This window comes from Limnohabitans sp. Jir72 (assembly GCF_003063575.1).
GTDB lineage: Bacteria > Pseudomonadota > Gammaproteobacteria > Burkholderiales > Burkholderiaceae_C > Limnohabitans_A.
In genome coordinates this window covers 65,334-91,860 of record NZ_NESC01000012.1, presented here as the reverse complement: position 1 = coordinate 91,860, position 26,527 = coordinate 65,334, and the positions used below count along the sequence as shown (strand labels likewise).

General features: G+C 59.0%; 25 protein-coding genes, 1 tRNA gene and 1 pseudogene. 11 read left to right on the top strand and 16 right to left on the bottom strand.

Features of this window, described 5'->3' with window-relative positions:
- The 6 genes and pseudogenes from B9Z52_RS15425 to B9Z52_RS15400 all read left to right on the top strand — a co-directional run.
- Positions 1–132, top strand: a 132-nt coding sequence (locus B9Z52_RS15425) for an IS3 family transposase (protein ID WP_146182808.1), incomplete at its 5' end; no start/stop codon positions are given.
- 88 nt (positions 133–220) lie between these two features.
- Positions 221–386, top strand: a pseudogene (locus tag B9Z52_RS18295) (DUF779 domain-containing protein); the annotation flags it as partial.
- Positions 387–420: 34 nt separating this feature from the next.
- Positions 421–1,116, top strand: a complete 696-nt coding sequence (locus B9Z52_RS15415; protein ID WP_108414734.1) for a DUF5132 domain-containing protein — start codon at positions 421–423, stop codon at positions 1,114–1,116.
- Position 1,117: 1 nt separating this feature from the next.
- Positions 1,118–1,732 (top strand): hypothetical protein, encoded by a 615-nt coding sequence (locus B9Z52_RS15410; protein ID WP_108414733.1) that lies wholly within the window; start codon positions 1,118–1,120, stop codon positions 1,730–1,732.
- Positions 1,713–3,848 (top strand): heavy metal translocating P-type ATPase, encoded by a 2,136-nt coding sequence (locus tag B9Z52_RS15405; RefSeq protein WP_108414732.1) that lies wholly within the window; start codon positions 1,713–1,715, stop codon positions 3,846–3,848. Before B9Z52_RS15410 ends, B9Z52_RS15405 begins: the two co-directional genes overlap by 20 nt.
- A 20-nt stretch (positions 3,849–3,868) precedes the next feature.
- On the top strand, positions 3,869–4,174 hold the full coding sequence (locus tag B9Z52_RS15400; protein WP_108414731.1) for a polyhydroxyalkanoic acid system family protein: 306 nt from the start codon (positions 3,869–3,871) through the stop codon (positions 4,172–4,174).
- Positions 4,175–4,491: 317 nt separating this feature from the next.
- Here the strand turns inward: B9Z52_RS15400 and B9Z52_RS15395 are convergent.
- From B9Z52_RS15395 to uvrB, 10 genes are all read right to left on the bottom strand, one after another.
- Positions 4,492–4,566: transfer RNA gene (locus tag B9Z52_RS15395), tRNA-Val, on the bottom strand.
- A gap of 83 nt (positions 4,567–4,649) precedes the next feature.
- On the bottom strand, positions 4,650–5,363 hold the full coding sequence (gene dnaQ, locus B9Z52_RS15390; RefSeq protein ID WP_108414730.1) for a DNA polymerase III subunit epsilon: 714 nt from the start codon (positions 5,361–5,363) through the stop codon (positions 4,650–4,652).
- Between the two features lie 16 nt (positions 5,364–5,379).
- Positions 5,380–5,718, bottom strand: coding sequence for an ISC system 2Fe-2S type ferredoxin (gene fdx / locus B9Z52_RS15385; protein WP_108414729.1), 339 nt, complete (start codon positions 5,716–5,718; stop codon positions 5,380–5,382).
- A 14-nt stretch (positions 5,719–5,732) separates the two neighbouring features.
- Complete coding sequence (gene hscA, locus B9Z52_RS15380) at positions 5,733–7,598, bottom strand: Fe-S protein assembly chaperone HscA (protein ID WP_108414728.1); 1,866 nt, start codon at positions 7,596–7,598, stop codon at positions 5,733–5,735.
- 59 nt (positions 7,599–7,657) lie between these two features.
- Positions 7,658–8,173: a Fe-S protein assembly co-chaperone HscB gene (gene hscB / locus B9Z52_RS15375; protein WP_199222117.1), complete on the bottom strand. Its 516-nt coding sequence runs from the start codon at positions 8,171–8,173 to the stop codon at positions 7,658–7,660.
- 24 nt (positions 8,174–8,197) lie between these two features.
- Positions 8,198–8,521 (bottom strand): iron-sulfur cluster assembly protein IscA, encoded by a 324-nt coding sequence (gene iscA / locus B9Z52_RS15370; RefSeq protein ID WP_019425275.1) that lies wholly within the window; start codon positions 8,519–8,521, stop codon positions 8,198–8,200.
- A 1-nt stretch (position 8,522) separates the two neighbouring features.
- Entirely contained in the window at positions 8,523–8,909 is a 387-nt protein-coding gene (gene iscU, locus B9Z52_RS15365; protein ID WP_108414727.1) for a Fe-S cluster assembly scaffold IscU, read from the bottom strand.
- Positions 8,910–8,941: 32 nt separating this feature from the next.
- Complete coding sequence (locus tag B9Z52_RS15360) at positions 8,942–10,159, bottom strand: IscS subfamily cysteine desulfurase (RefSeq protein WP_108414726.1); 1,218 nt, start codon at positions 10,157–10,159, stop codon at positions 8,942–8,944.
- A gap of 24 nt (positions 10,160–10,183) precedes the next feature.
- Positions 10,184–10,720: a Fe-S cluster assembly transcriptional regulator IscR gene (iscR, locus tag B9Z52_RS15355; RefSeq protein WP_108414725.1), complete on the bottom strand. Its 537-nt coding sequence runs from the start codon at positions 10,718–10,720 to the stop codon at positions 10,184–10,186.
- Positions 10,721–10,833: 113 nt separating this feature from the next.
- Complete coding sequence (uvrB, locus tag B9Z52_RS15350; RefSeq protein ID WP_108414724.1) at positions 10,834–12,936, bottom strand: excinuclease ABC subunit UvrB; 2,103 nt, start codon at positions 12,934–12,936, stop codon at positions 10,834–10,836.
- Positions 12,937–13,032: 96 nt separating this feature from the next.
- Here uvrB and B9Z52_RS15345 point away from each other — a divergent pair, with 96 nt between their 5' ends.
- From B9Z52_RS15345 to rsxB, 3 genes are all read left to right on the top strand, one after another.
- Positions 13,033–14,229 (top strand): amino acid aminotransferase, encoded by a 1,197-nt coding sequence (locus B9Z52_RS15345; protein ID WP_108414723.1) that lies wholly within the window; start codon positions 13,033–13,035, stop codon positions 14,227–14,229.
- A gap of 171 nt (positions 14,230–14,400) precedes the next feature.
- Positions 14,401–15,924, top strand: coding sequence for a polyhydroxyalkanoate depolymerase (locus B9Z52_RS15340; RefSeq protein WP_108414722.1), 1,524 nt, complete (start codon positions 14,401–14,403; stop codon positions 15,922–15,924).
- Between the two features lie 5 nt (positions 15,925–15,929).
- Entirely contained in the window at positions 15,930–16,619 is a 690-nt protein-coding gene (rsxB, locus tag B9Z52_RS15335) for an electron transport complex subunit RsxB (RefSeq protein ID WP_108414721.1), read from the top strand.
- A gap of 194 nt (positions 16,620–16,813) precedes the next feature.
- On the opposite strand, the gene B9Z52_RS15330 is transcribed toward rsxB, so the two are convergent.
- The 5 genes from B9Z52_RS15330 to scpA are packed head-to-tail and all read right to left on the bottom strand — an operon-like array spanning position 16,814 to position 24,138.
- On the bottom strand, positions 16,814–17,296 hold the full coding sequence (locus B9Z52_RS15330) for a VOC family protein (RefSeq protein WP_108414720.1): 483 nt from the start codon (positions 17,294–17,296) through the stop codon (positions 16,814–16,816).
- Positions 17,297–19,345, bottom strand: a complete 2,049-nt coding sequence (locus B9Z52_RS15325) for an acetyl/propionyl/methylcrotonyl-CoA carboxylase subunit alpha (protein WP_108414745.1) — start codon at positions 19,343–19,345, stop codon at positions 17,297–17,299.
- Positions 19,346–19,365: 20 nt separating this feature from the next.
- The gene (locus tag B9Z52_RS15320) at positions 19,366–20,898 is read right to left on the bottom strand and encodes an acyl-CoA carboxylase subunit beta (RefSeq protein ID WP_108414719.1); all 1,533 of its coding nucleotides are present in this window, start codon (positions 20,896–20,898) and stop codon (positions 19,366–19,368) included.
- Between the two features lie 29 nt (positions 20,899–20,927).
- Positions 20,928–21,959 (bottom strand): methylmalonyl Co-A mutase-associated GTPase MeaB, encoded by a 1,032-nt coding sequence (gene meaB / locus B9Z52_RS15315; protein ID WP_108414718.1) that lies wholly within the window; start codon positions 21,957–21,959, stop codon positions 20,928–20,930.
- 22 nt (positions 21,960–21,981) lie between these two features.
- A complete protein-coding gene (gene scpA, locus B9Z52_RS15310; protein ID WP_108414717.1) occupies positions 21,982–24,138 on the bottom strand; it encodes a methylmalonyl-CoA mutase in 2,157 nt (718 codons plus the stop codon).
- Between the two features lie 189 nt (positions 24,139–24,327).
- On the opposite strand from scpA, the gene B9Z52_RS15305 reads away from it, so the two are divergent.
- Positions 24,328–24,963: a GntR family transcriptional regulator gene (locus B9Z52_RS15305; protein ID WP_108414716.1), complete on the top strand. Its 636-nt coding sequence runs from the start codon at positions 24,328–24,330 to the stop codon at positions 24,961–24,963.
- Positions 24,964–24,993: 30 nt separating this feature from the next.
- Here B9Z52_RS15305 and dusA read toward each other — a convergent pair whose 3' ends face one another.
- A complete protein-coding gene (gene dusA, locus B9Z52_RS15300) occupies positions 24,994–25,995 on the bottom strand; it encodes a tRNA dihydrouridine(20/20a) synthase DusA (RefSeq protein WP_108414715.1) in 1,002 nt (333 codons plus the stop codon).
- A 98-nt stretch (positions 25,996–26,093) separates the two neighbouring features.
- Between dusA and B9Z52_RS15295 the strand changes: the two genes are divergently transcribed.
- Complete coding sequence (locus tag B9Z52_RS15295) at positions 26,094–26,507, top strand: NfeD family protein (RefSeq protein WP_108414714.1); 414 nt, start codon at positions 26,094–26,096, stop codon at positions 26,505–26,507.
- Positions 26,508–26,527 lie beyond the last annotated feature (20 nt).

The following is a 26,527-nucleotide window of genomic DNA, read 5'->3' as shown; positions in this document are numbered from 1 at the left end:
AAATTCGAGAATGTGAAAGAGCTTGAGATGGGCTTGAAGGAGTACATCCACTACTACAACAACGATCGGATCAAGATCAAACTAAAAGGGCTGAGTCCTGTGCAGTACAGAACTCAGCCCTCTATGGCCTAATCAGCTTTTTAAACCGTCCAACTTATTGGGGTCAGTTCACATATGTGGGGCTTTTTTACTGCCTCAGTACCCTTAAGGAATGTTTTAACAATCTGGAGGGTGCTGCGATAACAGCGCGGCCAATTGCTATCCCCCTACAGACCTGACCATCGGAGCGCAAGACGTCAAGCTCGGCGAAGTTGGTGATCCCCTTTTACATCAGCAAAACTCAATATGCCGATTGGAAAAATACTCAGCTTATCTTAGATGAGGTTAGGTGAGGTCAGTGAATGAAATACCTTGCCAAATATGGGCAATGAGGATTTTTCAAAAATTGACCTGGGTTGGGTGGTTAGCGAACAGACTCAGCCGATCGATCGCTTTAACGTTGCACCACAGAGTCAGCACTTGGCTCTCGCGCACCGACGGTGTCGCTCTACCTGCATGGAGTATGAAGTGGTCACAAAAATCAAGCGTTCAGACGTTGTCAAAAACACCAAGGTAACCGCTGCCAACAGCGCGGAAATTTTGAAAAAGGCAAGCGCGCCCAAAGCACGTAGCCCACGTCGGCCCACAGCAAGCAAGGCCACGGCACCAGAGGTGGCTTATACACAAGCGTACGAGGCAACGTCGCACGACAGCCAATCAGCAGCTGCCAAGCACCGCATCAGCGAGTTGATAGCACGCAGCAAAGACTTGGTCTCGGGCGATAAAACGTCAGTGGCCACAGCTGCATCCATTGTGGTGGGCGCAGCCTTGATTGAAGTGGAATTGATTCCAGGTTTGATCATTGGCGCGGGCGCTATTTTGCTGGGGAAGTTGTTTCCCGAGCTCGGCGACTATGTGCGTCCCGCTATCAAGGGTGCGCTGCGTGCCGGTTTTGTCTTGACCAAAAAAATGCAAGAAGTGGTGGCAGAGACCAGCGAGAAGGTGCACGATTTGGTGGCCGAAGTAAAGCATGAACAAAAGCTTGCACCGATCGACAAGCCAGCCCCGCAGGCTTAAGGTGTCGACCACCCCAACCGAAGCCGTCAGTGCGGTTCGCATAGCGCACCACGTTCCAGGCCGCATGCGGCTCAAGGTGCTGGGCGTGCCTGCAGACCCCGAGTTTTTTGCCATAGTTCAAAAAATCATCGCCGGTTTGGACGGGGTTGAAAGCGTGCGTGTGAATGCACCGTCCTCCAGCATCGTGATCTGCTACAGCCCTGCGGATACGGTGTTTTACTGCCGTTTGCAAAACGACCCCCATGTCAACGGATGGATGAGATTGCAAGGCGATGACGCATTGCTAGCGGGCATTGATGTGGCGGTGGCTTCTGGCGCTTCTAGCTATTTGGCCAAGCAATCGCGCCTGGCCGAAAGCTTGATGGCGGGGGCCGAAGAGTTGGATTTTCGAATGCGACAAGCCAGTGATGGTTATGTAGACCTCAAGCTTTTGCTGCCGCTCATGTTCGCGGTAGCGACCTCAATGCGTCAAGCCCGAGGCACAGGTACACCCATGTGGCTGAGCTTGGGCACGTTTGCGTTCAACTCATTTCTATCCTTGCACCGCGATCGCATGGGTGCGCCAGTGGTCAAGGTTGTTTCTACGGGTCTTTCGCATGCACGAAATAGGTACTGACGTCAGTCCCGCGCTCAGCCGCGCAAGCTACCAACTGCTGCATGAAGTGCCAGGGCGATGCCGCATTCGCGTGGCGCGTTTGCGCGTCGACAAGGCTGTGCGTGAGCGCATCAGCCACCAACTGTCCAGCAGCCCTTTGGTGTCCAACTTCCGGCTCAACCCTGCATGTGAATCCATCACGATTGAGCACATGGGGCAGTTTGATGCTTTGCTTGAGATGCTGTTGCAACCCAGCACGATGTTGGTGACCTTGCCAACTGGCCAGCTGCAAAACATACAAAGTAAAACCATCGAATTCAGCCCTTTCAGATCAATGGCCTTGGCCGCCACCGCTTTGGTACTGGGGCCTGCAGGCGGGTTTGGCTTGGACTTGTTGTTGATTGTATTGACGGGTTTTCCCATTTGGCGTCGCGCAGTGACCACCTTGTTCAAAGAGCGCCGCTTCAATGTGGACTTTTTAGATGGCTTGGCCTTGGCCATTGCCGTGCTGCGCCGTGAGCCGCGCACCGCCGCCGTGATTGCCATGATGGTGCATTTGGGTGATGTGGTGCGAGAGCTGACCGCACGCCAATCACGCGGCCACATGCGTGAGCTGTTGGACTTTCAGGTGGTGCAGGCCAGGCGTCTGGATGCCGAAGGCAACATCACCCTGATCCCTGCGCAATCGTTGATGTGCGACGACATGGCACTGATGATGGCGGGTGATTTGGTGCCCGCCGACGGCATGATTTGCAGCGGCTTGGCTTCTGTGGATCAGCGCCACATCACGGGTGAATCTGTGCCTGCCACACGTCGTGTGGGTGAGATGGTGTTTGCGGGTTCTTCCATTGTGGAGGGTTCCATCACGGTCCAAGTGACCGAGGTGGGGGCCAACACGGTGGTGGCCAAAATTGTGCAGGTCATTGCATCGGCGCCAGTGGGCGAAACCCGCATTCAAAACTACGCCGAGCAATTTGCTGACCGTTTGGTGGCTCCGCTGTTGGGTGTCAATGTGGCCTTGCTCGCACTCACCGGCAATGTGGACCGCTTCATGTCGATGGCGATCGTGGATTACGGCACCGGCATTCGTGTGGCCGCCCCCACCAGCATTTTGGCCAGCATGACGCGTGCCGCGCGGCAGGGTATTTTGATCAAGAGTGGCCACCATGTTGAGCAACTGGCCACCCTGCGCGGCATTGCATTTGACAAAACGGGTACGCTCACCTCGGGCCATTTGACAGTGCTGGACGTGCGGTCCATGCATGCACGTATCAGCGCGGATCGCATATTGCAGTTGGCCGCTGCTGCTGAGACGCAGCTTCGTCACCCAGTGGCACGCGCTTTGGTCTTGCATGCCGCGCAAGTGCGCGGCCTCACATTACCGCTGTGCGACGACGTTCAGTTTGCCATTGGCATGGGGGTGACGGCGGAGATTGCTGGGCAGCGTTTGCATGTGGGCAGCGCGCGCTTCTTGCGCAGCCTTGGCATTGCGACCGGCAAAGCGGCCAAATATTTGGCTCAAGCAGAGGGCCACGGCTACATCGTGCTTTTGGTGGCTTTGGACGACAGCTTGGTGGGCGCCATTGCGTGCAGCGATGCCCCCAGGCCCGAAGCCCGTGCCGTGGTCGCTGGCTTGCGCGCACGCGGTGTAGAGCACATTGTGATGTTGTCGGGTGACCGCGAAGGTGTGGCTCGGCGCGTGGCCGACGAGGTGGGCATTGAAACGGTCTACTCGGAAATATTGCCCCACGACAAAGCCGAAATTGTGCGCACCTTGCGTCTGAAATATGGGCCGTTCGCCATGATCGGCGATGGCGTGAATGACTCCCCTGCTTTAGCCCAAGCCGATATAGGCATTTCACTGGTGGACGGTGCAGACATTGCCCGTAACGCTGCCGACGTGGTTTTGATGGAAGAGGGTTTGCACCAGCTGCTGCCGGCCATCGACATTTGCCGCGATGGCATGGCCTTGGTCAAACAAAACTTCAGCCTGATCGCGGGTGCCAACACCTTGGCTTTGGCATTGGCGGTGCCCACTGGTTTGATGTCGCCCATGGCCTGCACTTTGATCAGCAATGGCTCTGGCCTGTTGGCCACGCTCAACGCCATGCGCCCGCTGTTGGCATCACGCAAATAACGTTAGAAAAGAGATACAAAGTGGCCGATCTGCACATTCATCGAACGCATGCGCATGGTTTCAAAAAAATCCGAAAAATCGCTTTCACTTGGGCAGAGATGGCAGAGCAAGAGTTTGGCCTGCGCTGTGTGTACCACGAGGGAGCGACGGTAGACGAGGTTTTTTTCACGCGCAGCGGTGTCAAAGGTCGATTGTTGGCAACCCATGACACCTTGGAAATTACCGTGCAGTTGAGCGTTTTGTTGCGCAGCTTCAAGTCCACCGTTGAGTCTGAAATTTTGAAAAACCTGGACGCTTTGCTGGTGCCAACTTTGACGAAAAAGTGAACCCAACAGAGCCGCAATTCACACCACTGGCATCTGGCCCTGCCGGTTGTCTAGCCCCGTGACTTGAGCTCTTGTCGCACCTGTGGTCGCGATATGCACCTGGGGTGTTGACACATTGACAGCGACTGCGCCATCACCCTCCCTCAGAAGCCGCACAGCGCCTGGGATCGGCGATGGATGTCGGGTGTTTGACTGTTTCGAAAATCTCTGAAGACATCGAAAAATCTGAGATTTGTCGTCACCGAGAACCACATGATTTTGAACTAAAAAAAAGCACCTAGAGTTTCCTCTAAGTGCTTGATCTTGTCTTCAAATTTTGGTGGGCGATACATGGATCGAACATGTGACCCCTGCAGTGTGAATGCAGTGCTCTACCGCTGAGCTAATCGCCCATCACTGCATTGCAGCGAAGACCTTAATTATGGCATAAAAATTTGCGCTGATTGAGGCAGATGCCAAAATTTTGCGCCAATTTTCAGGCCACGGCCAGTCGGCGCCAAACAGTTTTTCCACCGCTGGACTTGTCCAATTGCGTCAGCACCTCATTGTGCGCGGCCAACTCCTGGGCATTGGCCGACAAGACCGGCAGCACAAAGGTGCTCAAGTCCACTTGCACCGCCATTTGCTTCGCATCATTGGGCGCGGCATCGCCCGCGTCAATCAACAAGGCCTCCTGGCCACGCGTCATGTTGATGTACACATCGGCCAGCAGCTCAGCATCCAACAATGCGCCGTGCAAGGTGCGGCCCGAGTTGTCCACTTCCAAGCGATCACACAAAGCGTCCAAGCTGTTGCGCTTGCCGGGGAACATCTCCTTGGCCATGGCCAAGGTGTCGATGACGTTGCTGACGTAGGCCTTCAGCGGTTTTTTGCCCACACGTTCGAGTTCTTTGTTCAAAAAGCCGATGTCGAACGCCGCGTTGTGGATGATGAGTTCGGCATCACTCAAGTAGTCGAGGATTTCCTCGGTCAGCTCTGCGAACTTGGGCTTGTCGCGCAAGAACTCGTTGCTGATGCCGTGCACCTTGAGCGCGTCTTCGTGGCTGTCGCGCTCGGGGTTGAAATAGAAATGCAGGTTTTTGCCCGTCAGCTTGCGGGCATACAGCTCTACGCAGCCCAGTTCAATGATGCGGTCGCCGCCTTCGGCCGAGAGGCCGGTGGTTTCGGTGTCCAGAACGATTTGACGCATACGGGCTCGCTTTCGCTCAGTGCAGCTCTTTGGCGTGGTTGATGGTGTAGCGTGGGATCTCGATCACCAGATCCTGCTTGGCCACAAAGGCCTGGCAACTCAGGCGCGAGTCGGGCTCTAGGCCCCAGGCGCGGTCCAGCAGATCTTCTTCTGTTTCTTCCATCTCGTTGAGGCTTCTGAAACCTTCTCGCACGATGACGTGGCAGGTGGTGCAGGCAGCACTCATGTCGCAAGCGTGCTCGATGTTGATTTTGTTGTCGAGCAGTGCTTCGCAGATGCTGGTGCCAGGAGGTGCCGTGATTTCTGCACCGTTGGGGCAGTATTCGGGATGGGGCAAGATTTTGATGACGGGCATGGCGGTATTGTGAATTACATCGACTGGATATTTTGGCCAGCCAGGGCTTTCTGGATGCTGTGGTTCATGCGTTCTGCGGCAAAGGCTTCGGTGCCTTTGGCCAGCGCCTGGGTGCAGTCTTCCAACGCTTTGGCGTCTTGCTCTGTTTGCACAGCGGCTTGCAGCGTGACCATCAGTGCGTCAATGGCACTTCGCTCGTCGGCTTGCAGCAAATCGCCATCGGCTTGCAAAGCACTGCGCGTGGCCAAAAGCATGCGGTCGGCGTCAACCCTGGCTTCCACCAAAGCACGCGCCTTCATGTCGGCCTGGGCGGTGGTGAAACTTTCTTGCAGCATGGTGGCGATTTGCTCGTCGCTCAGGCCATACGAAGGCTTGACGTCGATGCGCGCTTCCACGCCGCTGATTTGTTCTTTGGCACCCACACTGAGCAAGCCGTCCGCATCGACCGTGAAGGTCACGCGGATGCGGGCGGCACCTGCCGCCATGGGCGGGATGCCTCGCAACTCAAAGCGGGCCAGGCTGCGGCAGTCTTGCACCAGATCGCGTTCGCCTTGCACCACATGCAGCGCCAGCGCGGTCTGGCCGTCCTGGTAAGTGGTGAAGTCTTGCGCCATGGCGGTGGGGATGGTCTGGTTGCGCGGGATGATGCGCTCGACCAGGCCGCCCATGGTCTCGATGCCCAGCGACAAGGGAATCACGTCGAGCAGCAGCAATTCACCTGCGGCGTTGTTGCCCGCCAGTTGGTTGGCCTGGATGGCCGCGCCCAATGCAACGACTTCGTCGGGGTTGAGGTTGTTGAGCGGGGCTTGGCCAAAAAACTCTGCCACGGCCTGCTGGATTTGTGGCATGCGGGTGGAGCCGCCCACCATGACCACGCCTTGCACATCGTCCTTGGCCAGCTGGGCATCGCGCAGGGCTTTGCGCACGGCGGTGATGCAGCGGGCTGTCAGGCCTTGGGTGGCTTGTTCAAAATCTGCACGGCTGATGTGCACTGACAAACTGCCCGTGGACAAGGCGACATCTAGCGTGACAGCATCGACTGAGGTGAGTGCTTCTTTGGCGGCTCGGGCCGCCGCCTTGAGCAGGGTTTTGTCCTCGGCCGTGGTGGCCTGCAAGGCGGGCTGACGCGCCATGGCGGCATCGGCCAAGGCCTGGTCGTAATCGTCGCCACCCAGTGCAGAGTCGCCGCCGGTCGACAAGACTTCGAACACGCCTTGCGTCAGGCGCAAGATCGAAATATCAAACGTGCCGCCGCCCAAATCAAACACGGCGTAAACGCCTTCGCTGGCGTTGTCCAGTCCATAGGCAATCGCCGCAGCGGTGGGTTCGTTGATCAAGCGCAGCACGTTCAAGCCCGCCAGTTGCGCGGCGTCTTTGGTGGCTTGGCGCTGCGCGTCGTCAAAGTAAGCGGGCACGGTGATGACCGCACCATACAAGTCGTCGTTGAAGGTGTCTTCGGCGCGGTAACGCAGGGTGGCCAAAATTTCGGCGCTGACTTCGACGGGTGACTTGGGACCTTGCACCGTTTGGATGCTGAGCATGCCCTGTTCACTGGCGGTGAACTCGTAAGGCAGTTTGCTGCGGTCCGCGATGTCACTCAAACCTCGGCCCATGAAGCGCTTGACCGAGGCGATGGTGTTGACGGGGTCTATGGCAGCCGACTGCACCGCATCAAAGCCGATCTGACGACCTTGGCCCGGCATGAAGCGCACCACCGAAGGCAAGATCACCCGACCATCGTCGTCAGGCAGGCATTCGGCCACGCCACTGCGCACCGAGGCCACCAAAGAATGGGTGGTGCCCAAGTCAATGCCCACCGCGATGCGTCTCTGGTGCGGGTCGGGCGACTGGCCCGGTTCGGAAATCTGCAGTAAGGCCATGTTCAATCAGAAGGTGGTGTTCAAGTCGCCCACCTGCTTGAGGCGTTGCGACCCGAGGATCAAGTCAATCGGTCAAGTTTAGCGTTCACTTCTTGCGTGAAGCGTTCAATGAACATCAGCGCCCTCACCTGCCCCACGGCCTGCGCGGGGTCTTTGGCCTCGTCCAGCAAACGGGCCAGTTCGTGCTGCACGCGGCGCTGCTCGGCGCTCACTTGGTCGGCCAGTGCTTCGAGGCCTTGAGCGCTGTCGGTGTCTTCGAGGCTTTCACGCCATTCCATCTGCTGCATCAGGAATGCCGCGGGCATGGCCGTGTTGTTCTCGGCCTGCACGGGTGCGCCTTGCAATTCGCACAAATAGGCGGCGCGCTTGAGCGGGTCTTTCAGCCGCTGGTACGCCTCGTTGATGCGCACCGACCATTGCATGGCAATGCGCTGGGCGGCAGCGCCTTCAGCGGCAAAACGGTCGGGGTGGGCTTCGCGCTGTAGCGCTTTCCAGCGAGCGTCAAGCTGTGCGCGGTCCTGTGCGTACTGCACGGCCACGTCAAACAGCTCGAAGTCGTTGGCTTGGAGGGAAATCACGCGCAAAAACTCACACTCGGCTCAAACGCGGAACGATTCGCCGCAACCGCAACGGTCACGCTCGTTGGGGTTGTTGAAGCGAAAACCTTCGTTCAGGCCTTCGCGCACAAAGTCGAGTTCGGTGCCGTCGATGTAGGCCAGGCTTTTGGGGTCCACCAACACCTTGACGCCGTGGCCTTCAAACACCACGTCTTCCGGGGCGATCTCGTCCACGTACTCGAGCTTGTAAGCCAAGCCCGAGCAGCCGGTGGTCTTCACGCCCAAGCGCACCCCCACGCCTGAGCCTCGCTTGGCGAGGTACCGGGTCACATGCCGGGCTGCGGCAGCAGACAGTGAGATGGCCATGTCAGTTCAGGTGTTTTTTCTTGTAATCGTCCACAGCCGCCTTGATGGCGTCTTCGGCCAGGATGGAGCAGTGGATCTTCACGGGCGGCAACGCCAGCTCTTCGGCGATCTGGCTGTTTTTCAAAGCCGCCGCTTCGTCCAGCGTCTTGCCCTTGACCCATTCGGTCACCAGCGAGCTGGACGCGATGGCCGAGCCGCAGCCGTAGGTCTTGAAGCGCGCGTCTTCGATCACCCCGGTTTGCGGATTGACCTTGATCTGCAGCTTCATCACGTCGCCGCAAGCGGGTGCGCCGACCATGCCGGTGCCCACGTCTTCGTCGCCCTTGTCGAACGAGCCCACATTGCGGGGGTTTTCGTAGTGGTCAACCACTTTTTCAGAATATGCCATGGTGTTTTCTCCGTGTTCAGGTCAGTGTCAACTCAGTGGGCGGCCCATTGAATGGTGCTCAAGTCGATGCCGTCTTTGTACATTTCCCACAAGGGGCTCAAATCGCGCAGTTTGGCCACGTTTTCGCGGATGGTTTTGATCGCGTAGTCGATCTCTTCTTCGGTGGTCCAGCGGCCAATCGTCATGCGCAAGCTGCTGTGGGCCAACTCGTCGCTGCGGCCCAAGGCGCGCAATACATAGCTAGGCTCCAAGCTGGCCGAGGTGCAGGCCGAACCGGATGACACCGCCAGACCCTTGATGCCCATGATGAGGGACTCACCCTCCACATAGTTGAAGCTGATGTTGATGTTTTGCGGCACACGCTGGGTGGCGTGACCGTTCAAAAACACCTGCTCCATGTCGCTCAGGCCTGCAATCAGGCGGTCGTGCAGGGCACGGGCCTTGGCGTTGTCCTGGGCCATCTCCAGCTTGGCGATGCGGAACGCTTCGCCCATGCCGACGCACTGGTGGGTGGGCAAGGTGCCCGAGCGCATGCCGCGCTCGTGACCGCCGCCGTGCATCTGCGCTTCCAAGCGAATGCGGGGCTTGCGGCGCACATACAAGGCACCAATGCCCTTGGGACCATAAGTTTTGTGCGAGGCCAGGCTCATCAGGTCGATGGGCAGCTGGGTCATGTCGATCTCGACCTTGCCGGTGGCCTGGGCCGCATCGACGTGGAAGATGATGCCTTTTTCGCGGCACAGGTTGCCAATGGCGGTCACATCCTGGATCACGCCGATTTCGTTGTTCACGAACATCACGCTGATCAGGATGGTGTCGGGGCGAATCGCGGCCTTGAGCGCGTCCATGTTCAGCAAGCCATCGGCTTGCACATCGAGGTAAGTCACTTCAAAGCCTTGTCGCTCCAGCTCGCGCATGGTGTCCAGCACGGCTTTGTGCTCGGTTTTGACTGTAATGAGGTGCTTGCCGCGTGACTTATAGAACTGGGCTGCCCCCTTGATGGCGAGGTTGTTGGATTCGGTCGCACCGCTGGTCCAAACAATTTCACGGGGATCAGCTCCGATCAACTCGGCCACATATTCACGGGCTTTTTCAACAGCGGCTTCGGCTTCCCAGCCCCAAGCGTGGCTGCGCGATGCGGGGTTGCCAAAGTGCTCGCGCAACCAAGGAATGATGGCGTCCACCACGCGAGGATCGCAAGGGTTGGTTGCGCCGTAATCGAGATAAATGGGGAAATGTGGCGTGGTCATATGCAAAACTTCTTTGGAATGTAATCAGGATTTGGCAAATACGTTGCCCAATTCAAAAACTGAGTTGGGGCCTGTCACGCGGATGGGCTTGACCCCCGGCATCGGCAAAATGGCACGCTTGATGTTGGGTTTGTTCTCCACCACCAGGCCATTGGCCAGCTGGTCTTCAACCAGTTTTTGCAGCGAAACGGAGTCGAGGAATTCGACCATCTTGGCGTTCAGCGAAGCCCACAGATCGTGCGTCATGCAGCGTGCATCGCCGCCGTGGCAGTTTTCTTTGCCACCGCAGTGGGTGGCATCGATGGGTTCGTCCACAGACAAGATGATGTCAGCCACCGTGATGTCTGCGGCTTTGCGCCCCAAGGTGTAGCCGCCGCCGGGGCCACGGGTCGATTCAACCAAGTTGTGGCGACGCAGCTTGCCAAACAGCTGCTCCAGATAAGACAAGGAAATTTGCTGGCGTTGGCTGATCGCAGCCAGCGTCACAGGCCCTGAATCCTCGCGCAGGGCCAGGTCGATCATGGCGGTGACGGCAAAACGCCCCTTGGTGGTCAAACGCATGGCTGGCTCCTAGAGTGAGTGACGCAATCAAAATGCAGCGACAAACGCTGATCCCGACTAAACGAGTCAAGTATACCGCAATCCCGATTAAATCGCTCAGGTTCTAGGGGTATTCAAGCCCGGATCAGCGGCACGATGTTGTCGCCCCCTGTAGCCCCAAAGGCCTGCTCTTTCAAAATGGTCAATTGGTCGCGGACCTGTGCAGCTTTCTCGAATTCCAAATTGCGGGCGTGTTCCATCATCTGCTTTTCGAGCCGCTTGATGGCTTTGGCGATGTCTTTTTCGCTCATGTCCTCGACCTTGGCCTTTTGCAGCGCCGCTTGCTCCAGGCGCTCGGCCTCTTTGCCTGACTTTTCGCTGTACACGCCGTCGATGAGGTCCCGCACCTTCTTGACGATGCTCCGGGGTGTGATGCCGTTTTCCTCGTTGAAAGTGACCTGTTTGGCGCGTCGGCGTTCGGTCTCGCCCATGGCTTTTTTCATGGACTCGGTGATGCGGTCAGCGTACAAAATGGCCTTGCCATTCAGGTTGCGAGCGGCCCGTCCAATGGTCTGAATCAGGCTTCGCTCGGAGCGAAGAAAGCCTTCCTTGTCGGCGTCCAGGATCGCCACCAGCGACACCTCGGGGATGTCGATGCCCTCGCGCAGCAAGTTGATGCCCACCAGCACATCGAACACCCCCAAACGCAAATCGCGCAAAATTTCGACCCGCTCCACCGTGTCCACATCGCTGTGCAAGTAGCGCACCTTGACGCCGTTGTCACTCAGGTAATCGGTCAGCTGCTCGGCCATGCGCTTGGTCAGCGTCGTGATCAGTACGCGCTCGCTCTTGTCCACGCGGATGCGGATTTCCTGCAGGACATCGTCCACTTGGTGGGTGGCGGGTCGCACTTCCACCAAAGGATCGACCAGGCCCGTGGGACGCACGACCTGCTCGACCACCTTGCCTGCGTGGGTCTTTTCGTAATCGGCCGGTGTGGCCGAGACGAAGATGCATTGGCGCATGCGCTTTTCAAACTCTTCGAACTTGAGTGGTCGGTTGTCCAGCGCGCTGGGCAGCCGAAAGCCATACTCCACCAGGGTGGTCTTGCGCGCCTTGTCGCCGTTGTACATGGCGTTGAGCTGGCCAATCATCTGGTGACTCTCGTCCAGGAACATGATGGCGTCAGGCGGCATGTAATCGGTCAGCGTGCTCGGCGGGTCGCCGGGGGCCGCACCCGACAAATGCCGGGTGTAGTTTTCAATGCCCTTGCAGTGGCCCACCTCGGACAACATCTCCAGGTCAAACCGGGTGCGCTGCTCCAGGCGTTGCGCTTCCACCAGCTTGCCCATGCCCACCAGCTCTTTCAGGCGCTGGTCCAGCTCCAGCTTGATCGTCTCCACCGCCGCCAGCACCTTATCGCGTGGCGTCACGTAGTGGCTTGAAGGGTAAACCGTGAAGCGGGGAATCTTTTGACGAATGCGGCCTGTGAGCGGGTCAAACAGCTGCAGGCTCTCGATTTCGTCATCGAACAGCTCGATGCGGATGGCCAACTCGGAGTGCTCGGCCGGGAAGACGTCGATGGTGTCGCCGCGCACGCGGAATTTGCCTCGGCTGAACTCCATGTCGTTGCGCTGGTACTGCATGCGGATCAGCTGCGCGATCACATCGCGCTGGCCCAGCTTGTCGCCGGTGCGCAGCGTCATGATCATGCGGTGGTAGCTCTCTGGCTCGCCAATGCCGTAGATGGCCGACACCGTGGCCACGATCACCACATCGCGCCGCTCCATGATGCTTTTGGTGCAAGACAGCCGCATCTGCTCGATGTGCTCGTTGATGGCCGAGTCTTTCTCGATGAACAGGTCGCGCTGGGGCACATAGGCTTCAGGCTGGTAGTAGTCGTAATAGCTCACGAAATACTCGACCGCGTTCTTGGGGAAGAATTCGCGGAATTCGCTGTACAGCTGCGCGGCCAAGGTTTTGTTGGGTGCAAACACAATGGCTGGCTTGCCTATTTGTGCGATCACATTGGCCATGGTGAAGGTCTTGCCCGAGCCAGTCACGCCCAGCAGGGTCTGGAAGACCTCGCCGTCGTGCACGCCTTCGACCAGCTGGTCAATGGCCACGGGCTGGTCGCCTGCGGGCGGGTAAGGCTGGAACAGCTCGAACGGCGAGTCCGGGTAATGGACAAACTGGCCCGCGGCGGGTTCGGTAGAAACTTCAGTGAGCTCGGTCATCGGTGGGGCCGTGCAGGCCGTTAAAATCAGGGACAACCCGAAAGCCTAACCGAGGATCGGGATTCCTGCCACCACTGAACAATCCAAGGACTTTCCATGTCTCTGTTTTCTGCCGTCGAAATGGCCCCTCGCGACCCGATCCTGGGTCTGAACGAACAATTCAACGCCGACACCAACCCCAACAAGGTCAACCTGGGCGTGGGTGTGTATTTCGACGACAACGGCAAACTGCCCCTGCTGCAGTGTGTGCAAGCGGCCGAAAAAACCATGATGGCCACCCCCACCGCCCGTGGCTACTTGCCGATTGACGGCATCGTGGCCTACGACAACGCCGTCAAGGCCTTGGTGTTTGGTGCCGACTCCGAAGTGGTCAAGTCGGGCCGCGTCTCCACCGTGCAAGCCATTGGCGGCACGGGCGGCCTGAAAATCGGCGCCGACTTCCTGAAGAAAGTCAGTCCCATGGCCAAGGTGATGATCTCCGACCCCAGCTGGGAAAACCACCGCGCCATCTTCGTGAACGCCGGTTTTGAAGTGGACACCTATGCCTATTACGACGCCGAAAAGCGCGGCGTGAACTTCGAAGGCATGCTGGCCAGCCTGAACGCAGCCGCTGCCGGCACCATCGTGGTGTTGCACGCTTGCTGCCACAACCCGACTGGCTACGACATCACCGACGCCCAGTGGGACCAGGTCATTGCTGTGGTCAAGGCCAAGGGCCTCACGGCTTTCCTCGACATGGCTTACCAAGGCTTTGGCCACGGCATTGCCGAAGACGGCGCGGTGATCGGCAAGTTCGTGGCTGCGGGCCTCAACATCTTTGTGTCCACTTCATTCTCGAAGAGCTTCAGCCTCTACGGCGAGCGCGTGGGTGCCCTGTCGGTGGTCGCCTCTGACAAAGAAGAAGCCTCGCGCGTGTTGTCGCAACTGAAAATTGCGATCCGCACCAACTACTCCAACCCGCCCATCCACGGCGGCGCAGTGGTGGCGGCTGTGTTGAACAACCCCGAACTGCGCGCCCAGTGGGAAAGCGAATTGGCCGAGATGCGTGTGCGCATCAAGGCCATGCGCCAAAAACTGGTGGACAGCCTCAAAGCGGCTGGCGTCAAGCAAGACATGAGCTTCATCACCACCCAGATTGGCATGTTCAGCTACTCGGGCCTGACCAAGGACCAGATGGTGCGTCTGCGCTCCGAATTTGGCGTGTACGGCACAGACACCGGCCGCATGTGCGTGGCCGCCCTGAACAGCAAGAACATCGACTACGTCTGCCAGGCGATTGCCAAGGTGGTCTGAACCATCACAGGTTCAAACCAGGCCACCAAAACCGCCCTTCTCAGGGCGGTTTTTTCATGGGTCGCCGAGCCGACACCCGATTAGGGAGAACACTCGAAAAATTTGGAGTCAAGTCCTGTAGCATTGCTGCACCGCACCATATGTTGGTCACGTCACAAGGGATACTGTCACATGCTTTACCAGATCTTCGAAACACAGCGCTCGATCATGGAACCTTTTTCCGATCTCGCGCAGGCCGCAGCCAAGCTCTACAGCAACCCACTGAGCCCCATTTCGCAGACCCCTTTGGCGCAACGCGTGTCGGCCGGTTACGCCCTGATGCACCGCCTGGGCAAAGACTACGAAAAACCAGCATTCGGCATCCAGACCGTCAAGGTCAACAAAACCGACGTGGCCATCCACGAACGCATCGAGATCGACAAGCCTTTTTGCGAGCTGCGCCGCTTCAAGCGTTTCTCTGACGATCCGACCACCCTGACCCAGCTCAAGGCTCAGCCCGCCGTGCTGATCGTGGCACCCTTGTCGGGTCACTACGCGACTTTGCTGCGCGACACCGTCAAGACCATGTTGCAAGACCACAAGGTCTACATCACCGACTGGAAAAACGCCCGCTTGGTGCCGATGTCCGAAGGTGAATTCCACCTGGACGACTACATCAATTACGTGCAGGAATTCATCCGCCACTTGCAATCGATTTATGGCAACTGCCACATCGTGAGCGTGTGCCAGCCGACCGTGCCCGTGATGGCGGCCGTCTCGCTGATGGCCAGCCGTGGAGAGAAGACCCCGCTGACCATGACCATGATGGGTGGCCCGATCGATGCGCGCAAGTCGCCCACCTCGGTCAACAACTTGGCCACCAACAAGAGTTTTGAGTGGTTCGAGAACAACGTGATCTACCGCGTGCCGGCCAACTTCCCCGGCGCAGGTCGCCGTGTGTACCCAGGCTTCTTGCAGTACACCGGCTTTGTGGCCATGAACCCTGATCGCCACGCCACCAGCCATTACGACTTCTTCAAGGACTTGATCAAGGGTGACGACGCCAGCGCCGAAGCCCACCGCAAGTTCTACGACGAGTACAACGCCGTGCTCGACATGGACGCAGATTACTACCTGGAAACCATCGCCACAGTTTTCCAAGACTTCAAATTGGTCAACGGCACTTGGGACGTCAAGGGCGTGGACGGCAAAGTCGAACGCGTGCGCCCCCAGGACATCAAAGGCACAGCCCTGATGACCGTGGAAGGCGAGTTGGACGATATTTCCGGCTCGGGCCAGACCCGCGCTGCGCAAGACATGTGCACCGGCGTGGCCGCCAGTGACCGTCTGCACTTGGAAGTGCCCGGCGCTGGCCACTACGGCATCTTCAGCGGCAGCCGCTGGCGCACCATCGTGTACCCACAGGTGGTGAATTTCATCAAGGGCCACGCTGCACATGCAGTCAAAGCAGTGCCAGTGCAAGCCAGCCCGATCAAAGCCGAGGCTGTCAAAACGGCACCCGTCGTCAAAGCCAAAGTGGAAGCTGCCAAACCAGCGGCCACAAAAGCAGCACCCAAAGCCGCCACCAAGCCCGCAGCCAAGGCCCCTGTGAAGGCAGCCGCCAGCAGCAAGGCCAAAGTCGTTGCCAAGCCTGCGGCCAAAGCCAGCACGGTGGCTGTCAAGACCAGCTGGGTTGAGCCCAAGAATAAAACTTGAGGATCATGCCAGGTTCACAAGAAACAGCGCCTGAGATCCAGGCGCTTTTTCAATGCCTGAACGATGCGCTGCCGCAAACGCAGTGCACGCGTTGCGGCTTTCCCGACTGCGCCAGCTATGCCATGGCCATGGCACAGGGACAAGCTGCGATCAACCAATGCCCGCCCGGAGGCCAAGCGGGCATCGAGCGGCTGGCACAACTGACAGGCCAGCCGGTGGTGCCACTGAACCCTGAGCACGGCACCGAGAGCCCCCGCCAAATGGCCATCATCGACGAGGCTTGGTGCATCGGCTGCACGCTGTGCATCAAGGCCTGCCCCACCGATGCGATTTTGGGAGCCAATAAGCTGATGCACACCGTGATCGAGCCTTGGTGCACCGGCTGCGAGCTGTGCATCCCGGTGTGTCCGGTGGACTGCATCCAACTGGACAACGTCACTGGCGAAAAAACTGGCTGGGCGGCTTGGTCTACTGAACAAGCCGACACCGCACGCCAGCGCTACGCATCGCGACAGCAGCGCCTGGTGCACGAAGAGCAAGCCCACCAAAAGCAGCTGCAAGCCAAAGCCGAACACAAACTGGCCGACTTGGCCGCGCACACCAAAGGCACAGAAGACGCGCCCGAGGTGGACCGCAAACGCGCCATCATCGAAGCGGCACTCGCCAAAGCAAAAGCCCGCCAAACCGGGGTCTGAGGGGCTTTAGGGTCTCACGGGACTCAGGGTCAGGAGGGCTTCAGGGTCACAAAGGCCTCAGCAGATTGATCCGCCCTGCTTCAGGCTTTGTCACCCCGACTTGATCGGGGGTCCATGGCTGCGGCCACCATGGATACCCGCGTTCGCGGGTATGACACCTTCTTGCTGATCGGACCTTCAGGTCCGACACCTCATCAATGCGCGTTGGACGCCAAAGCGGCAAAGGCCTTGACCACTTCGGCCGGTGCCTGCACCAGCTCGATCAACACGCCCTCGCCACCAATCGGGAACTCGTCGTTCGCCTTGGGGTGCAAAAACGTGATGTCAAAACCAGCAGCGCCCTTGCGGATGCCGCCGGGCGCAAAGCGCACGCCCTGGGATGTGAGCCACTCCACGGCGACCGGCAGGTCGTCGATCCACAGGCCAATGTGGTTCAGCGGCGTGGTGTGCACGGCGGGCTTTTTCTCGGGGTCCAGCGGCTGCATCAGGTCGACCTCGACCTTGAAGGGGCCAGTGCCGATGGCGCAGATGTCTTCGTCCACGTTTTCGCGTTCGCTTTTGAAGGTGCCGGTCACCTCCAGGCCGAACATGTCGACCCAGAGCTTTTGCAGGCGAGCCTTGTCAGGCCCGCCAATGGCGATCTGCTGGACGCCCAGCACTTTGAAGGGGCGGGTCATTTACTCAAACTCCACGATCATCTGGTCCACGGTGAGCGATTCGCCTTTGGCAGCGACCACTTTTTTCACCACGCCGTCTGCAGCAGCAAACAGCACGTTTTCCATCTTCATGGCTTCGATCACGGCCACACGCTCACCGGCTTGCACCTTCTGGCCGGGCTGCACCGACACCTCGACCAAGAGGCCAGGCATGGGCGAGATCACAAAGCGGCTGAGGTCTGGTGGCGCCTTGAACGGCATGAGCTTGTGCAGCTCGGCCATGCGGGGCGACATCACCAGCGCTTCGATGCGGGTGCCGTTGTGCTGCACTTGCAGGGCCAGCGGATTTTTCACGGTGCCGCGCTCGACCTGCGCGGTGAAAGGCTTGCCGTTGCAAGTGCCTTCGATGCGGATGTCGTTCAAACGCGAATTGCTCTCGATCGCGTAGGTCTTGCCGTCCACGGTGATCTGTGCCACGCCGGACTTGCCCACGAACTCGTCCACATGCACTTGCACATAACGGTTGTTGCCGCCCTGACCGAGTTCGACCACGGTGTAGTCCTGCCCAACCTTGACGTCGTAACCGGGCAGCTGACCGCTCAGGCCCGCAGCGCGTTCGCGCGACTTGCGGCGCACAAAAGCGGCCAGTGCAGCCAAAAAGTCGTGGTCGTCGTGCGGCACGTCTTCGGCACGGAAACCGTGGGCGTAGTGCTCAGCAATGAAGCCCGTGTTGAACTCGCCCGTCACAAACTTGGGGTGCGCCAACAAAGCGGCCTGGAAGGGGATGTTGGAACTGATGCCACGAATCACAAAACCGTTGAGGGCTTCGCGCATCTTGGCGATGGCTTCGTTGCGGTCTTTGCCGTGCACGATCAGCTTGGCGATCATCGAGTCGTAGAACATCGGGATCTCGCCGCCATCCTGCACGCCGGTGTCCACACGCACGCCCTGCAAGGCGTTGGTGTTGCCCTGGAACATGCTCTGCTTGGGCGTCTGAAAACGAACCAGGCGGCCGGTGGAAGGCAAGAAGTTGCGGAAGGGGTCTTCGGCGTTGATGCGGCACTCGATGGCCCAGCCGTCGCGCTTGACGTCGGCTTGCGCGAACGAGAGTTTTTCGCCTGCAGCCACGCGGATCATTTGCTCGACCAAGTCCAGACCGGTGATAGCTTCGGTTACAGGGTGCTCCACCTGCAAACGGGTGTTCATCTCCAGGAAATAGAAGTCCTGGTCTTTGCCGACCACGAACTCCACCGTACCGGCAGATTGGTACTGCACGGCCTTGGCCAAGGCCACAGCCTGCTCGCCCATGGCCTTGCGGGTCGCGTCCGAGATGAAAGGCGATGGCGCCTCTTCGATCACCTTCTGGTGGCGGCGCTGGATCGAGCACTCGCGCTCGTTCAGGTACACCACGTTGCCGTGGCTGTCGCCCAAAATTTGAATCTCGATGTGGCGGGGTTCGAGCACGTATTTCTCGATGAACACGCGATCGTCACCAAAGCTGTTGCGCGCTTCGTTGCGGCAAGAGGTGAAGCCTTCAAAGGCTTCCTTGTCGTTGAAAGCCACACGCAGGCCTTTGCCGCCGCCGCCGGCCGAAGCCTTGATCATGACGGGGTAGCCAATGCCTTTGGCGATCTCAACCGCTTTTTCAGCGGTTTCGATGGCGTCGTTGACACCGGGAATGCAGTTCACGCCCGCAGCGCCTGCCAGTTTTTTCGACTCGATCTTGTCGCCCATGGCGGCAATCGAGAAGTGGCGCGGGCCGATGAAGGCAATGCCCTCGTCCTCGCAACGCTTGGAGAACTCGGCGTTCTCGCTCAAGAAACCGTAGCCGGGGTGAATGGCTTGCGCCCCGGTGGCTTTGGCGGCCGCGATGATTTTGTCGGCGACCAAGTACGACTCGCGCGAGGCCGCAGGGCCAATCAACACAGCCTCATCGGCCAACTGCACATGGCGTGCTTCTTTGTCGGCTTCAGAGTAAACGGCCACGGTTTGGATGCCCATTTTGTGGGCGGTGGCGATGACGCGGCAAGCGATTTCGCCGCGGTTGGCAATCAGGATTTTGGTAAACATCTTGTTCTTCTCCTTGGCAATCACAGTGGAATGTTCCCGTGCTTGCGCCATGGGTTTTCAATCTTCTTGTCCTTGAGCATGACCAGCGAACGGGCAATGCGCTTGCGGGTTTCGTGCGGCTGGATGACGTCGTCAATGAAGCCACGGGCACCGGCCACAAAGGGGTTGGCAAAGCGGGCTTTGTATTCGGCTTCTTTGGCGGCCAATTTTTCGGGGTCGCCCTTGTCTTCACGGAAGATGATTTCCACCGCGCCCTTGGCACCCATCACCGCGATTTCGGCATTGGGCCAAGAGAAGTTCACGTCGCCGCGCAGGTGCTTGGAGGCCATCACGTCGTACGCACCGCCGTAGGCTTTGCGGGTGATCACGGTGATTTTCGGCACGGTGCACTCGGCATACGCATACAGCAGCTTGGCGCCATGTTTGATGATGCCGCCGAACTCCTGGCTGGTGCCGGGCATGAAGCCGGGCACGTCGACAAAGGTGATGACGGGGATGTTGAACGCATCGCAAAAACGCACAAAGCGGGCGGCCTTGATGGAGCTCTTGATGTCGAGACATCCGGCCAACACCAAAGGCTGGTTGGCCACGATGCCGACGGTCTGGCCGTCCATGCGGGCAAAGCCAATCAGGATGTTCTTGGCGTAGTCAGGTTGCAGCTCAAAGAAGTCGCCATCGTCCACGGTCTTGACGATGAGTTCCTTCATGTCATAGGCCTTGTTGGGGTTCTCGGGCACCAGTGTGTCCAGACTCATGTCCAAGCGGTCAGTCGGGTCGCCGCTCTTGCGCACGGGGGCCTTTTCGCGGTTGTTGAGCGGCAGGTAGTTGTAGAGGCGGCGCAGCATCAGCAGCGCTTCGACGTCGTTTTCAAAGGCCATGTCGGCCACACCGCTCTTGGTGGTGTGGGTCACGGCGCCGCCCAATTCTTCGGCGGTCACTTCTTCGTGGGTCACGGTCTTGACCACATCGGGACCGGTCACGAACATGTAGGACGTGTCCTTGACCATGAAGATGAAGTCGGTCAATGCAGGCGAATACACCGCACCACCGGCCGAGGGGCCCATGATCATGCTGATCTGGGGCACCACACCGCTGGCCATGACGTTGCGCTGGAACACGTCGGCGTAACCACCCAATGCCGCAACACCTTCTTGAATACGTGCACCGCCTGAGTCGTTCAAACCAATGACAGGTGCGCCGACCTTCATGGCTTGGTCCATGACCTTGCAGATTTTTTCAGCGTGCGTTTCAGACAGAGAGCCTCCCAACACGGTGAAATCTTGGCTGAACACAAAGACCAAACGGCCGTTGATCATGCCGTAGCCAGTGACCACGCCGTCGCCTGGGATCTTGTCACCGTCCATGCCGAAGTCGGTGCAACGGTGTTCCACGAACATGTCCCACTCTTCGAAGGTGCCTTCGTCCAGCAAGACCTCGATGCGCTCACGGGCCGTGAGCTTGCCTTTGGCGTGCTGCGCATCAATGCGCTTTTGCCCGCCACCCAAGCGGGCCGCAGCGCGCTTTTTTTCCAATTGTTCAAGGATGTCTTGCATGGTGGTTCTCTCTTTTCTCCAGGAAGATTTCAAATGAAGCCTGCGCTTTGACTTGTCGTTTCATAGGCGCTGAGCAGTTGACGGGCAGCCGTCGATGCGGCCAGCTGGCCGGCCGCGACGTGTTGACTCAGTTGGGGCAGCAACGTTTGCACACGCGGCTGCGCCCGGAAATTTTGTTTCAGACCGGCGTCGATGCGCTCCCACATCCACGACAGGGCTTGTTGTTGGCGACGGATGCCAAAGCGGCCGTTCTTCAATTGGACGGCCTTGAACTCGCTCACCGCAGCCCAAAAGCTGTCCACGCCTTGGTTCAGCAGCGCGCTGATCTGGACCACCTTGGGGTGCCAGACGCTGTCATCGCCGTGCATGTGGCCTGACGAAGCGTGCATGCCCAGCAACTGCAAGGCGCTGGTGATCTGCAGCTGAGCCCGAGTCGCGGCCAGGGCGTCGATGTCGGCCTTGTTGATGACCACCAAGTCGGCGATCTCCATCACGCCTTTTTTGATGGCCTGCAGATCGTCGCCCGCATTGGGCAACTGCAGCAGCACAAACATGTCACTCATATTGGCCACAGCGGTTTCGCTCTGGCCCACGCCCACGGTCTCGACGATCACCACGTCGTAGCCTGCGGCTTCGCAGACCAGCATGGACTCACGGGTTTTCTCGGCCACGCCGCCCAGCGTGCCGCTGCTGGGGCTGGGGCGGATGTAGGCCTGAGGGTGAACACTCAGATGTTCCATGCGCGTCTTGTCACCCAGAATCGAGCCGCCCGACACGGTACTGGACGGGTCGATGGTGAGCACCGCCACGCGGTGGCCCTGCCCGATCAGGTACAGGCCCAGCGCCTCGATGAAGGTGGATTTGCCCACACCCGGCACACCGCTGATGCCTAAGCGAAACGATTGGCCCGTGTGCGGCAACATGGCCGTGAGCAGTTCGTCGGCCAAAGTGCGGTGGTCCGTGCGGGTGGATTCCAGCAGCGTGATGGCTTTGGCCATGGCGCGGCGCTGCACGGGCGCGTTGCCGTGCAGCAAACCTTGCAACAACTGATCAGGCGTCACGCTGTTGTCCCGTTCTCAAAGATCAGGCCACGGCCTTCTTGATCTGCTCCAACACATCCTTGGCGCTGGCCGGGATCGGGGTGCCGGGGCCATAAATGCCTTTGACGCCTGCGTCGTACAGCATCTCGTAGTCCTGGCGCGGGATCACGCCGCCCACGAACACGATGATGTCGTCCGCACCTTGCTTCTTGAGCTCGGCAATGATGGCGGGCACCAAGGTCTTGTGACCGGCAGCCAGTGTGGACACGCCCACGGCGTGCACGTCGTTTTCAATCGCTTGGCGGGCGCACTCTTCGGGGGTTTGGAACAGTGGGCCCATGTCCACGTCAAAGCCCAAATCGGCATAGGCGGTGGCCACCACTTTGGCGCCCCGATCGTGGCCGTCTTGGCCCAGCTTGGCAATCATCACGCGGGGGCGACGGCCGTTCTGGTCAGCGAACTCGGCGATTTCTTTTTGCAGTTGCTCCCAACCCGCAGCAGAGTCGTATGCGGCAGCGTACACACCGGTCACTTTTTGCGTATCAGCGCGGTGGCGGCCATAGACCGATTCCAACGCATCAGACACCTCACCCACCGTGGCCCGCAGGCGCATGGCTTGAATCGTCAGCTCCAGCAAGTTGCCTTGGCCGGACTCTGCAGATGCCGTCAAGGCGGCCAATGCGGCTTGCACCTTGGCACTGTCGCGGGTAGCGCGGATGTGCTTGAGGCGTTCGATCTGGCCGTCACGCACTTTGACGTTGTCAATCGACAAGCTGTCCATCGCATCTTCTTTGGCCAACTTGTACTTGTTGACGCCGACGATGACGTCTTTGCCCGAGTCGATGCGGGCTTGCTTTTCAGCGGCGGCGGCCTCGATCTTGAGTTTGGCCCAGCCACTGTCCACAGCCTTGGTCATGCCGCCCATGGCTTCGACTTCTTCGATGATGGCCCAGGCCTTGTCGGCCATCTCTTGCGTCAGGCTCTCCATCATGTAGGAACCAGCCCAAGGGTCGATCACGCTGGTGATGTGGGTTTCTTCCTGAATGATCAGCTGCGTGTTGCGGGCAATGCGCGAACTGAATTCGGTGGGCAGCGCAATGGCTTCGTCCAGCGAGTTGGTGTGAAGCGACTGGGTGCCGCCAAACACGGCCGCCATGGCTTCGATGGTGGTGCGCACCACGTTGTTGTAGGGGTCTTGCTCAGTGAGCGACCAACCCGAGGTCTGGCTGTGCGTGCGCAGCATCAGGCTCTTGGGGTTCTTGGCGTCAAAGCCCTTCATGATGCGGCACCACAGCAGGCGTGCGGCGCGCATCTTGGCGATCTCCAGATAGAAGTTCATGCCCACCGCCCAGAAGAAGGACAGGCGGCCCGCGAACTCGTCCACGTCCATGCCTTTGGCGATGGCGGTCTTCACGTATTCCTTGCCGTCGGCCAGGGTGAAGGCCATCTCGAGTGCCTGGTTGGCACCGGCTTCTTGCATGTGGTAACCCGAAATCGAGATCGAGTTGAACTTGGGCATGTTCTTGGCCGTGTACTCGATGATGTCGCCGATGATCTTCATCGACGGCTCGGGCGGGTAGATGTAGGTGTTGCGCACCATGAACTCTTTCAGAATGTCGTTCTGAATCGTTCCGCTCAATTTGTCTTGCGTGACGCCCTGCTCTTCGGCGGCCACCACGTAGCCTGCCAGCACCGGCAACACCGCGCCGTTCATGGTCATCGAGACGCTGACTTTGTCGAGCGGAATCTGGTCAAACAAGATCTTCATGTCCTCGACCGAGTCAATCGCCACACCGGCTTTGCCCACGTCACCTTCCACACGAGGGTGGTCAGAGTCGTAACCGCGGTGGGTGGCCAAGTCAAACGCCACCGACACGCCCTGCCCACCCGCTGCCAAAGCCTTGCGGTAGAAGGCATTGGATTCTTCGGCGGTGGAGAAACCCGCGTACTGGCGGATCGTCCAAGGGCGCACCGCGTACATGGTGGCCTGCGGGCCGCGCAAGAAAGGCTCAAAGCCCGGCAGCGTGTTGGCGTAAGGCAGGTTGGCCGTGTCTTCGGCGGTGTAGAGCGGCTTGACGATGATCCCGTCGGGCGTCTTCCAGTTCAGGGCCGACACATCGCCACCGGGGGCGGACTTGATGGCTGCTTTTTGCCAGGCTTCCAGGTTGGAAGCATTGAATTCAAAGGATTTGGACGACATGGCTCACCACTTTCGAGACAAAAATTTGCTTGCGCTGATTTTGGCAGCCCATGGCTGCCTACCCGCTTACAAGTACCGTGATTCATAATTATTGATGCAGAATATTTTAACCGGCTTACAATTCAGCATCTGAAATATTCGTCAAGCCCGCTTTGACGAAACCCTTTCTGCCCCCTGATCAAGCACACGATGTCCGCCCTGTCCCTCGCACCACGCGCCCTGTACGAAGAAGTTGCCGAATTGCTGAGGCAACGCATTTTTGCGCGCGAACTGGAACCGGGCAGCTGGATCGACGAGCTGAGGATTGCCGAGGCCCTGGGCATCAGCCGCACGCCTTTGCGCGAAGCGCTGAAGGTCTTGGCCGCCGAAGGCCTGGTCACCATGAAGGTTCGCCGTGGGGCCTACGTGACCGAGGTCAGCGAAAAAGACCTGCGCGACGTCTACCACTTGCTGGCCCTGCTGGAGTCCGATGCTGCACGCGTGGTGGCCCGATGCGCCAGTGAGACCCAACTGGCCCAGATCCAGACCCTGCACCAGGATCTGGAAAAAGCGATGGACAACCGAGACCGTTTTTTTGAAATCAACGAAGCCTTCCACATGCTGCTGATGGAAATCGCCGATAACCGTTGGCGCGACCAAATGGTGGCCGACCTGCGCAAAGTGATGAAGCTCAACCGGCACAGCTCATTGTTCAAAGAGGGCCGCATTGAGCAATCACTGGCCGAACACAACGAGATTGTCCAGGCACTGGCCGGTCGCCAGCCCGAAGCCGCCGCCGAGCGGATGTCGGCCCACTTCATGAGCGGCTTGCAGGCGGCGCAATGAAATGGGCGGCACTCAAGCCGCCCAACCAGATCAAACCGAAATCTCTGCGCCCCTTGCCAGCGCCTCACGGGCCTGCAGCCAGACCTCTCGCGGCGGCAAAGGTTTGAGCTTGTGATTGCTCCAGACCTGACGCCAGTAACGACCACCCCGCTCGCCGTGGTACAGCCCAAGCATGTGCCGCGCAATCGCGTACCAAGGGCAGCCGTCTTCGGCAAAGGCCCGCTCCATGTAGACCACCATGGCCTCTTCCACCGCCTCGCGGCTAGTCACCTCGTGGGTATCGCCATAAAACGCAGCGTCCCAACTGCCCAAAAGCCAAGGGTTGTAATAGGCCTCGCGGCCAATCATCACGCCATCGACATGCTGCAAATGGCTGACAATCTCTTCGTTGGTCTTGATGCCGCCGTTCACGGCAATCAGCAAACCCGGAAAGTCTTGTTTGAGCTGATAGGCCAGTTCGTAACGCAGCGGCGGAATTTCGCGGTTCTCTTTGGGGCTCAAGCCATCGAGCCAGGCGTTGCGGGCGTGCACGATAAACACCTTGCAACCGGCATCGCTCACCGTGCCCACAAAGTCGCGCACAAAGTCATAGCTTTCAATGCGGTCGATGCCAATGCGGTGTTTAACGGTCACAGGCACATCCACCACATCGAGCATGGCCTTGACACCGTCGGCCACGGTGCGGGGCTCGTTCATCAGGCAAGCGCCAAACGCGCCGCGCTGCACCCGGTCTGAAGGGCAGCCGCAGTTGAGGTTGATTTCATCGTATCCCCACTCCTGCCCCAGCTTGGCGGCATGGGCCAAATCGGCGGCGTCGCTGCCGCCCAGTTGCAGGGCCACGGGGTGCTCTTCGGCGTTGAAGCGCAGGTGCCGCTGCACACTGCCGTGCCGCAAGGCCCCGGTGGTGACCATCTCGGTGTAAAGCAAGGTGTGGCGGGTCAACAGGCGGTGGAAGAACCGGCAATGGCGGTCTGTCCAGTCCATCATGGGTGCGACTGAAAGGCGCCAGCGTTGGGAATCGGGAAATTGCATGGGTCCTGATTATCACTGTCGGCGCACGCTCATGTCCGTCAAATCCCTGGCAAAAAGGTAGCATGTCACATGGTCAAATTCAAATACAGGGAGAACACATGAGCGACAGCACCCTCTGGTGGCTGGTGACCGGCGGCCTGGTGACGGCCGAACTGATGAGCGGCACCTTCTATTTGCTGATGCTGGCCATTGGGTCGACTGCGGCTGCGCTGGCTGCGCACTTGGGGCTGAGCCTGCCCCTTCAATTGGTCACAGCAGCGCTGATGGGCGGCTTGGCGGTCGTGCTGTGGCGTCAAAAAAGCCTGCGCCGGGAGTCACAAGTGCCAACCGAGCTGCACTTGGACATCGGAGAAACCGTCGAAGTTAGCGCCTGGGATGGCCACGGTACAGCTCAAGTCAAACACAGGGGTGCCAACTGGGCAGCTGTTTGTGCATCGGCGCAGACCCCATCACCGGGCACACACCGCATTCAAGCCATTCAGGGCAGCCGTCTGGTGCTCGAAAAAATCTGAACACTGTTTTTAAAAAGGGA

Coding starts and splice junctions, on each gene's coding strand:
- B9Z52_RS15415 (WP_108414734.1), top strand. CDS start 421: ATGGGCAATGAGGATTTTTCAAAAATTGACCTGGGTTGGGTGGTTAGC.
- B9Z52_RS15405 (WP_108414732.1), top strand. CDS start 1,713: ATGCACGAAATAGGTACTGACGTCAGTCCCGCGCTCAGCCGCGCAAGC.
- dnaQ (WP_108414730.1), bottom strand. CDS start 5,363: ATGCGTCAAATCGTTCTGGACACCGAAACCACCGGCCTCTCGGCCGAA.
- fdx (WP_108414729.1), bottom strand. CDS start 5,718: ATGCCCGTCATCAAAATCTTGCCCCATCCCGAATACTGCCCCAACGGT.
- hscA (WP_108414728.1), bottom strand. CDS start 7,598: ATGGCCTTACTGCAGATTTCCGAACCGGGCCAGTCGCCCGACCCGCAC.
- iscA (WP_019425275.1), bottom strand. CDS start 8,521: ATGGCCATCTCACTGTCTGCTGCCGCAGCCCGGCATGTGACCCGGTAC.
- iscU (WP_108414727.1), bottom strand. CDS start 8,909: ATGGCATATTCTGAAAAAGTGGTTGACCACTACGAAAACCCCCGCAAT.
- B9Z52_RS15360 (WP_108414726.1), bottom strand. CDS start 10,159: ATGACCACGCCACATTTCCCCATTTATCTCGATTACGGCGCAACCAAC.
- iscR (WP_108414725.1), bottom strand. CDS start 10,720: ATGCGTTTGACCACCAAGGGGCGTTTTGCCGTCACCGCCATGATCGAC.
- uvrB (WP_108414724.1), bottom strand. CDS start 12,936: ATGACCGAGCTCACTGAAGTTTCTACCGAACCCGCCGCGGGCCAGTTT.
- B9Z52_RS15345 (WP_108414723.1), top strand. CDS start 13,033: ATGTCTCTGTTTTCTGCCGTCGAAATGGCCCCTCGCGACCCGATCCTG.
- B9Z52_RS15340 (WP_108414722.1), top strand. CDS start 14,401: ATGCTTTACCAGATCTTCGAAACACAGCGCTCGATCATGGAACCTTTT.
- rsxB (WP_108414721.1), top strand. CDS start 15,930: ATGCCAGGTTCACAAGAAACAGCGCCTGAGATCCAGGCGCTTTTTCAA.
- B9Z52_RS15330 (WP_108414720.1), bottom strand. CDS start 17,296: ATGACCCGCCCCTTCAAAGTGCTGGGCGTCCAGCAGATCGCCATTGGC.
- B9Z52_RS15325 (WP_108414745.1), bottom strand. CDS start 19,345: ATGTTTACCAAAATCCTGATTGCCAACCGCGGCGAAATCGCTTGCCGC.
- B9Z52_RS15320 (WP_108414719.1), bottom strand. CDS start 20,898: ATGCAAGACATCCTTGAACAATTGGAAAAAAAGCGCGCTGCGGCCCGC.
- scpA (WP_108414717.1), bottom strand. CDS start 24,138: ATGTCGTCCAAATCCTTTGAATTCAATGCTTCCAACCTGGAAGCCTGG.
- B9Z52_RS15305 (WP_108414716.1), top strand. CDS start 24,328: ATGTCCGCCCTGTCCCTCGCACCACGCGCCCTGTACGAAGAAGTTGCC.
- dusA (WP_108414715.1), bottom strand. CDS start 25,995: ATGCAATTTCCCGATTCCCAACGCTGGCGCCTTTCAGTCGCACCCATG.
- B9Z52_RS15295 (WP_108414714.1), top strand. CDS start 26,094: ATGAGCGACAGCACCCTCTGGTGGCTGGTGACCGGCGGCCTGGTGACG.